Annotated in this window: 7 protein-coding genes; all 7 read left to right on the top strand. The window is 70.1% G+C overall.

Annotation, left to right across the window (positions count from 1 at the left end; translation table 11 throughout):
* Nucleotides 1–16 precede the first annotated feature (16 nt).
* The 7 genes from AC1VNM_RS07750 (at nucleotide 17) to AC1VNM_RS07720 (ending at nucleotide 12101) form a co-directional block, all read left to right on the top strand.
* A complete protein-coding gene (locus AC1VNM_RS07750; RefSeq protein WP_483106469.1) occupies nucleotides 17–1594 on the top strand; it encodes an ATP-binding cassette domain-containing protein in 1578 nt (525 codons plus the stop codon).
* Entirely contained in the window at nucleotides 1587–2798 is a 1212-nt protein-coding gene (mmsB, locus tag AC1VNM_RS07745) for a multiple monosaccharide ABC transporter permease (protein WP_483106468.1), read from the top strand. The genes AC1VNM_RS07750 and mmsB overlap by 8 nt, the downstream gene beginning before the upstream one ends.
* Before the next feature lie 131 nt (nucleotides 2799–2929).
* The gene (locus AC1VNM_RS07740; protein WP_431103673.1) at nucleotides 2930–4189 is read left to right on the top strand and encodes an ROK family protein; all 1260 of its coding nucleotides are present in this window, start codon (nucleotides 2930–2932) and stop codon (nucleotides 4187–4189) included.
* Nucleotides 4186–5661 (top strand): xylulokinase, encoded by a 1476-nt coding sequence (xylB, locus tag AC1VNM_RS07735; RefSeq protein WP_483106467.1) that lies wholly within the window; start codon nucleotides 4186–4188, stop codon nucleotides 5659–5661. Before AC1VNM_RS07740 ends, xylB begins: the two co-directional genes overlap by 4 nt.
* A gap of 74 nt (nucleotides 5662–5735) precedes the next feature.
* On the top strand, nucleotides 5736–7052 hold the full coding sequence (gene xylA, locus AC1VNM_RS07730) for a xylose isomerase (protein WP_483106466.1): 1317 nt from the start codon (nucleotides 5736–5738) through the stop codon (nucleotides 7050–7052).
* A gap of 184 nt (nucleotides 7053–7236) precedes the next feature.
* Nucleotides 7237–10293 carry a TonB-dependent receptor gene (locus AC1VNM_RS07725; RefSeq protein WP_483106465.1) on the top strand — a complete coding sequence of 1019 codons (3057 nt, stop codon included), beginning with the start codon at nucleotides 7237–7239 and terminating at the stop codon, nucleotides 10291–10293.
* Between the two features lie 104 nt (nucleotides 10294–10397).
* The gene (locus AC1VNM_RS07720) at nucleotides 10398–12101 is read left to right on the top strand and encodes a DUF5597 domain-containing protein (RefSeq protein WP_483106464.1); all 1704 of its coding nucleotides are present in this window, start codon (nucleotides 10398–10400) and stop codon (nucleotides 12099–12101) included.
* Nucleotides 12102–12126 lie beyond the last annotated feature (25 nt).

Here is a 12126-nt window from a genome sequence, read left to right as displayed (position 1 = left end):
CGGTGCGGACCCCGTCATGAACGCGATCCCCGAGGACACGGGCGCCCTCCCGCTGCTGGAGCTGCGCGACATCACCAAACGCTTCCACGGCGTGGCGGCGCTCGCGGAGGTCCGGCTGCGCGTGCGCGCCGGCGAGATCCACGCGCTGTGCGGCGAGAACGGCGCCGGCAAGTCCACGCTCATGAAGGTGGTCTCGGGCGTGTACCCGCACCCCGACCACGGCGGCGACTACGGCGGCGAACTGCGCTTTGAGGGCGAGGTCCGCCGCTTCGCCGGCATCGCCGACAGCGAGCGGCTGGGCATCATCATCATCCACCAGGAGCTGGCGCTGGTGCCGCAGCTCTCCATCGCGGAGAACCTGTTCCTGGGCCATGAGCCCGCGCGCCTGGGCGTGATCGACCGCCTGGCGATGCACGACCGCGCGGTGGCGCTGCTGGCGCGCGTCGGCCTGCGCGTGTCGCCCGAGACGCCGGTGGGCGAGCTGGGCGTGGGCCAGCAGCAGCTGGTGGAGATCGCCAAGGCGCTGGCCAAGCGGGTCCGTCTGCTGATCCTGGACGAGCCCACCGCCAGCCTCAACGAGACCGACAGCGACGCGCTGCTGGCGCTGCTGCTGGAACTCCGCGCCCAAGGCATCGCCTGCATCCTGATCTCGCACAAGCTCAAGGAGGTCACGCGCGTGGCGGACGGCCTCACGGTGCTGCGCGACGGACGCTCGATCCTGAGCGTGGACTGCGCCGCCGAGCCGCTCAGCGAATCCCGGATCATCCAGGCCATGGTCGGCCGCGACCTGGCGGACCGCTATCCGCGCCGCACGCCCGCGATCGGGGAGCTGCTGTTCGAGCTCGAGGGCTGGCGCGCCTTCCATCCGGTGCAGGCGGGGCGCGAGGTGGTGAAGGGCGTGGACCTGACGGTGCGCCGCGGCGAGATCGTCGGGATCGCCGGGCTGATGGGGGCCGGCCGCACGGAGCTGGCGATGAGCGTCTTCGGCCGCAGCTACGGCCGGCGCATCAGCGGCCGCGCGCGCCTGGACGGGCGCGAGGTCGACCTGTCCACGGTGCCCAAGGCGATCGCCGCCGGGCTCGCGTACGTGACCGAGGACCGCAAGTCGCTCGGCCTGCTGCTGGACGAATCCATCGCCGTCAACACCTCGCTGGCCCATCTCCGCGGCGTCTCGCGCGCCGGCGTGCTGGACGCGCCGCGCGAGCACGAGGTGGCGCAGAACTTCCGCCGGCAACTGGCCACGCGCTGCGCGGGCGTGGACCAGCGCGTCATGCACCTGTCGGGCGGCAACCAGCAGAAGGTGGTGCTGGCCAAGTGGCTGTTCTCGCAGCCCCGCCTGCTGATCCTGGACGAGCCCACGCGCGGCATCGACGTGGGCGCCAAGTTCGAGATCTACAGCCTGATCGCCGGCCTGGCCGCGCAAGGCTGCGGGATCCTGCTGATCTCCTCGGAGATGCCGGAACTGCTGGGCCTGTGCGACCGCCTGTATGTGATGAACGAAGGTCGCATGGTGGCGGAGTTCCCCGCCGCCGGCACCACCCAGGAAATGATCATGGGCGCCATCGTGGGCGCCGGAGAGAGCGCTCATGTCTGAACCGATCGCGGCGGCCGTGACGCCGCCGGCCCATCCCCTGGCCCAGCCGGCCGGCATCGCCCACTTCCTCAAGCGCCACCTGCGCGACTACGGCATGCTGCTGTCGCTGCTGGCGATCATGACCCTCTTCGAGGTGCTCACCGACGGCACGCTGCTCGAGCCGCTGAACCTGACCAACCTGGTGCTGCAGAACAGCTACATCGTCATCATGGCGCTGGGCATGCTGCTGGTGATCGTGGCGGGGCACATCGACCTGTCGGTGGGCTCCGTGTGCGGCTTCATCGGAGCACTGGCGGCGGTGCTGATGGTGCAGCACGGATGGGGGGCCTTCCCCGCGGGACTGGCCTGCCTGGCGGCCGGCGCCGCGATCGGGGCGGCGCAGGGCTGGTTCGTCGCCTACCTGGGCATTCCGTCCTTCATCGTGACGCTGGCGGGCATGCTGGTGTTCAAGGGGCTGGCGCTGGCCCTGCTGCAGGGACAGTCGCTGGGGCCCTTCCCCGACGGCTTCCAGGCATTGAGCGGGGGCTTCCTGCCCGAGCTCTTCGGCCAGGAGGACCCGCGGCCCACGACGCTGGGCCTGGGGATGTTCCTGGCGGCGGTCTCGCTGACGGTCACCTGGCGGCACCGCGCGGCCGCGCGCAGCCACGGCATGGAGACCGAGCCCGGCCTCATCTTCTGGTTCCGCCAGGCGCTGCTGACGGGTGCGATCGGCGCGATGAGCTGGCTGATGGCGTCCTACAAGGGGCTGCCCACGGTGATGGTGGTGATGGTCGTGCTGACGCTGCTCTACGACTTCGTCGCGACGCGGACGACGCTGGGACGCCGCGTCTACGCCGTGGGCGGCAACGAGAAGGCGGCGCGGCTGTCGGGCGTGCGCACGCAGCGCATCGCCTTCCTGACCTTCGTGAACATGGGCGCGCTGGCGGCACTGGCCGGACTGGTCTTCGCCGCGCGGCTCAACACGGCCACGCCCAAGGCCGGCCTGGGCTTCGAGCTGGACGTGATCGCCGCGTGCTTCGTCGGCGGCGCCTCGGCCTCGGGCGGCGTCGGCAAGATCATGGGCGCGGTCATCGGCGCGTTCGTGATGGGCGTGATGAACAACGGCATGTCCATCCTCGGCGTGGGCATCGACTACCAGCAGGTGATCAAGGGTCTGGTCCTGCTGGCGGCCGTGTTCATCGACGTCTACAACAAGCGCAAGTAATCCTGGCTCGGCCTCACGGGGCCTAGGTGTTTTCCTCCTATTTATTAGTTCATCGCCCCAACTAATATGAATCCCATGGACGCGCGATGAGCGCGGACCATCTACAACAAGACAAGCAGGAGACAACGCGCATGCAAGCCGACACCAGCGGTGGCCAGCAACTGTTGAAGTCCATCAACCGGATGGCCCTGGTCCGCCACCTGTGCGCGCATCCCGGGCTCTCGCGCGCCGATCTCGCCACGGACATCGGCCTGACGAAGTCGACGATCACCAGCCTCGTGCGCGAGCTGATCGCCGAGGGATGGCTGATGGAGAGCAGCGTCGTCGCCACCGGCGATCTCGGCCGCCGCCCCACCCCGCTGTTCATCAGCCCGGACCACCTGCTGCTGCTCGGGGCCGAAGTCGGCATCGACGGCGTGCGCGTCGTGGCCACCACGCTGACCGGCGAGGTGTGCGCCCGGGCCGTCTCGGGTTTCGGCGCGAGCCGCAGCGCCAAGGCCTGCATCGGCGTGCTGGCGACGGTGCTCGCCAAGGTCCGCGCGCAGCTGGATGCGTCGCAGCAGATCATCGGCATCGGCGTGGGACTGCCCGGCGGCGTGGACGAGGAACGCGGCGTGCTGCACTTCGCGCCCAACCTCGGCTGGCATGACGTGGCGGTGGGTCAGTTGCTGGCGGAAAAGCTCGACGGCGGCCCGCTGTCCGGCATCCCCCTCTTCCTGCAGAACGAGGCCGACGTCGCGGCGCTCGGCGAGATGGAATTCAACGCCGGCGCCCCCGTCGACCCGCTGCTGTATGTGTCGATCAACCAGGGCGTGGGCGCGGGCGTGATCGTCGGCGACCGGCTGCTGACCGGCGCCAGGGGCTTTGCCGGCGAGGTCGGGCACATGATCCTGCAGATCGACGGCCCGTTGTGCTCCTGCGGCCGGCGCGGCTGCGCCGAGGCGCTGATCGGGATGCGCGCGATGCTGCGTCCCGGCGAGGCCGAGGAGCCCGGCCCGCATTCGCTCCCCGACATCCGCGGGCGCCTGATCGACGGCGACCGCAAGACGGCCAAGGCGGTCGAGTCCGCGGGGCGCTACCTGGGCGTGCTGCTCCAGAATCTGGCCACCGCTTACGACCCCGCCTGCATCGTGCTCGGCGGCAGCGTGGTGGAGTTGGGTGACGCCTTCCTCGATCCCGCGCTGACCACGCTCAACGAGTACGCCGGGGCCGCCGGTCTCGCGCCGACGCCGGTGCGCACCTCCCGTTTCGGCGCCGACGCCGTCGCGGCCGGCGCCGCGGCGCTGGCCCGCTATCGCGTCACCCGGCCCCAGCTGCCGCTGGCCGGCGGCGGCGCGCGTGCGAGCGCCACGACGCCGGCGGAGAGCGAAGGCGAGGAGACCTCGCTGTGACGTCCGGCCCGACCTTCCTGGGCATCGACCTCGGGACGTCCGACCTCAAGCTGCTGCTGATCGACGCGGCGGGTGCCGTGGTCGGTCGCGCCGCCTCGCCGCTGACCGTGTCTCGGCCCGAGCCGCTGTGGTCCGAGCAGGATCCCGCCGACTGGTCGAGCGCCCTGGTCGCCGCGGTCGGGCACCTGCGCGCGACGGCGCCCGCGGCGTTCGCGCGCCTGCGCGGGATCGGGTTGTCCGGTCAGATGCATGGGGCCGTGCTGCTCGACGCGCAGGACCGCGTGCTGCGCCCGGCCATCCTCTGGAACGACGGCCGCAGCCATGCCGAGTGCGACGAACTGAGCGCCGCCGCGCCCGGCCTGCATGAGATCGCCGGCAACCTGGCGATGCCCGGCTTCACCGCGCCCAAGCTGCTGTGGGTGCGCAAGCATGAGCCGGAGATCTTCGATCGCACCCGCAGCGTCCTGCTGCCCAAGGACTACCTGCGCCTGCTGCTGACCGGCGACAAGGTCAGCGACCCGTCGGACGCCTCCGGCACGCTGTGGCTGGACGTCGCGCGTCGCGACTGGTCCGATGAACTGCTCGCCGCCACCGGCCTGACGCGCGCCCACATGCCGCGGCTGGTCGAGAGCAACGCGCCCTCGGGGCTGCTGCGCGCCGAGCTTGCCGACGCCTGGGGCGTGGCGGGCGACATCGTCGTCGCCGGCGGCGCGGGCGACAACGCCGCCAGCGCGATCGGGATCGGCGCCACGGCGCCGGGGTTGGGCTTCGTGTCGATGGGGACCTCGGGCGTGCTGTTCGTCGTCAACGATCGATTCCGGCCGAATCCCGCCTCGGCGGTCCACGCGTTCTGCCATGCGCTGCCGCAGCGCTGGCACCAGATGAGCGTGATGCTGAGCGCGGCCAGCGCGCTGCGCTGGTTCTGCCAGCTCTGCGGCACGACCGAGGCGGCGCTGCTCGAGGAGATCGAGGCGCTGGACCCCGCGGACCTGGCCACGGCGCCGCTGTTCCTGCCCTACCTCGCCGGCGAACGCACGCCCCACAACGATCCCTTCGCGACGGGCTCCTTCCATGGCCTGACGCACGACACCCGTCGCGCCCATGCCGGCTACGCGGTGCTGGAGGGCGTCGCCTTCGGCCTGGCCGACGGTCTGGCCGCCTTGCGCGCCGCGGGCACCGAGGTGTCGCGGCTGTCCATCGTCGGCGGCGGCGCCCGCAGCGGCTTCTGGGCGCAACTGATCGCGGACGTGCTCGACGTCGAGATCGTCCGCCACGCCGATGCCGATGCCGGCGGGGCACTGGGCGCCGCGCGCCTGGGCCGCATGGCCGCCGGCGACGGCATCGACGAGTCCTGTCCCCCGCCGCCCGTCATCGAGCGCTGCACGCCCTCGCCCGCGCGCCGGGAGCAGCTCGCCGGACGACTCCAGGTGTTCCGCGCGCTCTATCCGTCGCTGCCCTTGCGGCCCGCCTGATCCACCGACTCCGCCCCGCGCCCGGCCCCGACGGCCTGGCGCCGGCCCTTGCCACATCGACCCGCAGGTGCTCCATGACCAGCTACTTCTCGCACATCGACCCGATCCGCTACCAAGGCCCCGACACCGATCAGGCGCTCGCCTTCCGCCACTACGACAAGGACCGCGTCGTCCTGGGCAAGACCATGGCGGAGCATCTGCGTTTCGCCGCCTGCTACTGGCACAGCTTCTGCTGGACCGGCCTGGATCCGTTCGGCGGCGGCACCTTCGAACGCCCCTGGTTCCAGGGCGGCTCGCCGATGGAACTCGCGCGCCAGAAGGCCGATGCCGCCTTCGAGTTCTTCCAGAAACTCGGCGCGCCGTACTACTGCTTCCACGACCGCGACGTCGCGCCCGAAGGCGCCACGCCGAAGGAAAGCCACGACAACCTGCTGCGCCTGGTCGACGTGCTCGGCGAGCACCAGCAGCGCACCGGCATGAAGCTGTTGTGGGGCACCGCCAACCTGTTCAGCCATCGCCGCTTCATGGCCGGCGCCGCGACCAATCCGGATCCGGAGATCTTCGGCCTGGCCGCGCTGCAGGTGCGCGACGCCATGGACGCCACCATGCGCCTGGGCGGTGAGAACTACGTGCTGTGGGGCGGCCGCGAAGGCTACGAGACCCTGCTCAACACCGACATGGGCCGCGAGTTCGACCAGATGGGCCGCTTCCTGTCCATGGTCGTCGAGTACAAGCACCGCAAGGGCTTCCAGGGCACGATCCTGCTCGAACCCAAGCCGCGCGAACCGGCCAAGCACCAGTACGACTTCGACACCGCCACCGTCTACGGCTTCCTGACCCGCTACGGTCTGGAGAAGGAGGTCAAGGTCAACATCGAGGCCAATCACGCCACGCTGTCGGGCCACAGCTTCGAACACGAGATCGCCACCGCCTCGGCGCTGGGCATCCTCGGCAGCATCGACATGAACCGCGGCGACCCGCAGCTGGGCTGGGACACCGACCAGTTCCCCAACAACGTGCCCGAGCTGGCGCTGGCGATCTATCACATCCTGCAGGCCGGCGGCCTGGGCGTCGGCGGCTTCAACTTCGACGCCAAGGTGCGCCGCCAGTCGATCGACGCCGAGGACCTCTTCCACGGCCACATCGGCGGCATGGACGCCTGCGCCCGCGCGCTGCTGGTGGCCGAGCAGATGATCCTCGACGGCGGTCTGGCGCGCCACCTCGCCCAGCGCTACGCTGGCTGGGAGGCGCCCGAAGCGCGCGCGATCCTCGACGGCCGCATCCCCCTGGATCAGTTGGCCGATCGCGTGCTGACCCGCAACACCGATGTCGCGCCGCGATCCGGGCGGCAGGAGTTCCTCGAAAACCTCGTCAACCGCTTCATCGGCTGACGTCGGCCTGCTGTTCCCCAGAGGTCGCGATGCACACGCCCTTCTCCCCGATCCCCTCCCGGCCGCGATGTTGACCGGGCAGGCGGCCCGTTCCCGATTTCCCTCCCCGATCCCGAGCAGTACGCCCTCCCGCATGAGGTCACGCCGACAGAGCGGACCCACCCAGAACATTGGAGACAACATCATGAGCACTTGCCAGCGGACACCCGTGTCCCTCGCCGCCGCGCAGGCGGCCGTCCTCCTCGGCGGCCTGGCCGCCGGCATCGCTGTCGCGCAGACCGCGCCGACGGCGCCCGCCCCTGCCGCCTCCGCGGCCTCCGACGCGAAACCGGACTCCGCCCGCCAGATCGAGACCGTCGTCGTCACCGGCAAGCGCGCCGCGCTGAGCTCGGCGCAGAAGATCAAGCAGAACTCGGACGAGATCGTCGACTCCATCGTCGCCGACGACATCGGCAAGCTGCCCGACCGGTCGGTCACCGAGGTGCTGCAGCGCATCGTCGGCGTCACCATGGATCGCACCATGGCCAAGAACGACCCGGAGCACTTCTCGGTCGAAGGCTCGGGCATCTCGGTCCGCGGGCTGACCTACGTCCGCTCCGAGATGAACGGCCGCGATTCCTTCTCCGCCAACGGCGGACGCTCGCTCAACTTCGAGGACGTGCCGCCCGAGCTGATGGCCGCGGTCGACGTCTACAAGAACCCCTCCGCCGAGCAGATCGAAGGCGCCATCGGGGGTCTCGTGAACCTGCGCACGGCCCTGCCCTTCGATTTCTCCGGCCTCAAGACAGCGTTGTCGGTCCAGACGACGTATTCGGACCTGAAGGAGAAGTCCTCGCCCAGCCTGTCGGGCATGGTCAGCAACCGCTGGAAGACGGACCTGGGCGAGTTCGGCGCGCTGATCAACATCGCCAGCTCGCGCAGCGGCACGCGCACCGACGCCTTCCAGGTCGAGCCCTACTACCCGCGCTCGGACGCCGTCGACGGCCAGCCCGCCGGCACCACGCTGTGGGTGCCCAAGGGATCGCAGTGGCGCACGCTGGAGTTCGACCGCAAGCGCGAAGGCCTGTACGGCGCGCTGCAGTGGAAGAAGGACGACGTGGACACGAACCTCACCTACTTCCGCAGCAAGTACCGCATGCAATGGGACGAGCGCGCCCTGTTCGCCCAATCCGACCCGTACAAGCTGAAGGTCAGCAACGGCGAGTTCGGCGACAACGGCCAGTTCCTGTACGGCACGCTGCGCAACAGCGACGGCTCGGGCATCAACTTCGGCGCCGACACGCGCAGCGCCTACCGCAACTCCGAAACGCAGGACCTGGCCTGGAAGCTGAACTGGCGCGCCAATGAGCGCTGGTCCTTCTCGTCGGACCTGCAATACATCCGCGCCACCACCGACAGCTTCGACTCCACGGTGGCCACCGGCGTGCAGCTGCCCGAAGAGACGGTCGACCTGCGCAGCGGCCGGCCCCAGCTGATCTTCAGCGACGCGCAACGGGCCGCGCTGGCCGATCCGTCCCAGTACTACTGGGCCTTCACGATGGAGCACAAGGACAAGTCCAAGGCCAGCGAGAAGGCGTGGAAGGGCGATGCGCGCTACAAGTTCGAGGACGGCTTCCTGCAGGACCTGCGCTTCGGCGTGCGCTTCACCGAGCGCGACGCCACCACCACCAACACGGTGCCGGGCTACAACTGGTCGCCGATCACCCAGCCGTGGCAGATCGGCTGGGACATCAACCACCTGGCCTTCCTGAACGACCCGCGCTTCAGCCAGAACACCTACGTCCACAACTTCAACAACTTCTTCAGCGGCAAGGCCTCGGTGCCGTCGCTGATCTTCCCGACGGTCAACACCACGTCCGGCTATCCGGACAGCTACGCCGCGCTGCACAAGTACCACGACATCCTGTGCGCCGAGCAGCACGGCGGCGACGCCTCGGCCTGCGCGCCGTGGACCCCGGCCTCCTTCGGCACCGATCCGGCGGGCACCAACGACCAGCGCGAGCGCACGCAGGCCGCGTTCGCGCAACTGCGCTTCGCCATGGACGACTGGAAGTACCCGGTCGACGGCAATGTCGGCCTGCGGGTGGTCCGCACCGAGTCGCGCGCCAGCGGCTACACCGTCTTCTCCGGCAAGCAGGTGCCGGCGGGCGCCACCGGCGTGCCGGTGCCGGTGATCCCGAACTTCTCGGAGGCCGGCAACTTCCAGAACAACTACACCGATGCGCTGCCCAGCCTGAACCTGCGCCTGAAGGCCAGCGAGAAGCTGCAGTTCCGCTTCGCGCTGGGCAAGGGCATCTCGCGGCCGGACTTCAGCCAGCTGCAGGCCTACACGACGCTGTCGCAGGACTTCACCTCGACGACGGTGAACGGCCAGACCGTCGTGAGCAACGTGACGCAGACCGGCACCGCCTCGGGCAACCCGATGCTCAAGCCGATCAAGTCGACGCAGGGCGACCTCACGGCCGAGTGGTACTTCGACCGCACGGGCTCGCTGACCTTCGGCGCCTTCCACAAGCAGCTGCGCGACATCATCCTCAACCAGACCTTCGTCAAGCAGATCCCCGACGCCTCGGGCCAGCTGCAGAACTTCATCACCACCGGCCCGATCAACGGCGCCAAGGGCCGCGCCTCCGGTTTCGAGGTCGCGTTCCAGACCTATTTCGACAAGCTGCCCGGCTGGCTGTCGGGCTTCGGCATCCAGGCCAACTACACCTTCGTCGACAGCAAGACCAAGCTCTACGACCCGGTGTCGCAGGCCTACTGCTCGGGCGGCAACTCCGCGGGCAACCTGAACCTCAACCTGAACGGCTGCGACACGGACGGCCGGACCTTCGGCAACCTGCCGCTGCAGAACCTGTCCAAGAACGCCTACAACCTGGCCCTGCTGTACGACCGCGGCGACATCTCGGCGCGGCTGGCCTACAGCTGGCGTTCGAAGTACCTGCAGGCGGTCAACGTCAACGGTACGCAAGGCGGCGACGGGCTGGACACCAACCCGGCCAGCCCGACCCAGGGCCAGACCAACGTGGCCTGGGGGCTGCCGGTGTGGGCCGATTCGTACGGGCAGCTCGATGCCGGCGTGTACTACAAGTTCAGCGAGCACGTGACCTTCGGCGTCGAGGCGCAGAACCTGACCAACGCGACCTACAAGCAGCTGATGCAGCAGCAGATCGGCACCGTGGGCCGCGCCTGGTTCGACACCGGCCGCCGCTACACGGTGACGGCGCGGATGAGCTTCTGAGGCCGGGCGCCGCAAGACCCGACCCCGTCCTTGGTCCCTTGTTCCCCGCCCGTCCGCGGCGCCCCCGCGTCCGGACGGGCCCTTGCAGGAAAGGAATGTCTCCGATGACCGCACGCCTTCGCCCGACCGTCGCGTCGGCGCCTTCCTCCGGGCTGGCGCTGGCCGTGGTTGCCGCCGTGATCGGCGCCCTCGCGGCCGTCTGCGGCGGCGGCGCGCTGGCGGCGGAGCTGCCGCGCCTGGTCGAGCGCGACGGCCGCCATGCGCTGCTCGTGGACGGCAAGCCGTTCCTGATCCTCGGCGCGCAGGTGCACAACTCCAGCAATTCGGCGCCGGCGCTCGAGCGCGTGTGGCCCGCGGTCGCCGACGCCAAGGCCAACACCGTCGTCGTGCCGGTGGCCTGGGAACAGGTCGAGCCGACCGAGGGCCGCTTCGACTTCTCCTTCGTCGACACGCTGCTGGCGCAAGCCCGCGAGCGTCAGCTGCGCGTGGTGCTGCTGTGGTTCGCCAGCTGGAAGAACACCAGCCCGCAATACGCGCCGGCGTGGGTCAAGCTGAACAATGCGCGCTTCCCTCGCATGCTCGATGCGCAGGGGAAGCCGAGCTACTGCCTGTCGCCCCTCGGCGCGGACACCCTGGCCGCGGACAAGCGCGCCTTCGTCGCGCTGATGACCCACCTCAAGCAGGTGGACGAGGCGACGCGCACCGTGATCCTGGTCCAGGTGCAGAACGAGGTCGGCACCTACGGCCTGGTGCGCGACCACGGCGCGGCGGCCAACCGGGCTTTCGCCGCCGACGTGCCGGCGGACGTGCTGCGGCTGCAGAAGCCGGTGGCCGGCGCGGGCCGCAAGCCCCGGGGCTCCTGGACGGAGGTCTACGGCGACTACGCCGACCAGTACTTCCACAGCTGGGCGATCGCGCGCTACATCGGCGAGATCGCCGAGGCCGGCCGCCGGGCCTACGACCTGCCGATGTATGTCAACAACGCCTTGCGCGACCCGCTGACGCCGATGGCGCCGTGGAAGTCGGACTTCGCCAGCGGCGGGCCGACCTACGACGTGCTCGGCCTCTACAAGGCGGCCGCGCCGAAGATCGACATCGTCGGCCCCGACATCTACATGCCGGAGTCGGCCAAGGTCGAGGCGGTCCTCACGCAGTTCCAGCGACGCGACAACGCGCTGTGGGTGCCGGAGATCGGCAACGCCGAGACCTACGCCCGCTACCACTACGCGATCCTGGGCCGCGGCGCGATCGGGATCGCGCCCTTCGGCGTCGACTACGCGGACTACAGCAACTACCCGCTGGGGTCGCCGTACACCGACGCGCGCATGACGGCGCCGATCGCCGCGGTCTACGGCAGCTTCGCGCCGATGGCCTCGCAGTGGGCGCAATGGGCGCTGGAAGGCCGCACGCACGGCGTGGCCGAAGGCGACGACCGCCAGCCCCAGACCCTCGCGCTGAAGGGCTGGACGGCCCGGATCAGCTTCGGCGAATGGCAGTTCGGCGAACGCAGCTGGCCGCAGCTCAAGGACGATGCGCCGCCCTCGGCGGCCAGACCCGGCGGCGGCGTCGCCATCGCGCAGATCGGCGACGACGAGTTCATCGTCACCGGCCAGCGCGCGCGGCTGCGTTTCGAGCCCGACGCCGCCTTCAAGGGTCTGGGCACGATGCTGGTCCACGCGCAGGAGGGCCGCTTCGGCCCGGACGGGCGCTGGATCACCACCCGCAACTGGAACGGCGACCAGGTCGACTGGGGCCTCAACCTGACCGCGACGCCGACGGTGCTGCGCGTCAAGCTCGGCCGCTATTGACCGGCCCCCATTGATCGGCCGCTGA

This window comes from Mitsuaria sp. MSU3D (assembly GCF_056867975.1).
This window is presented reverse-complemented; position numbering and strand designations above follow the sequence as displayed.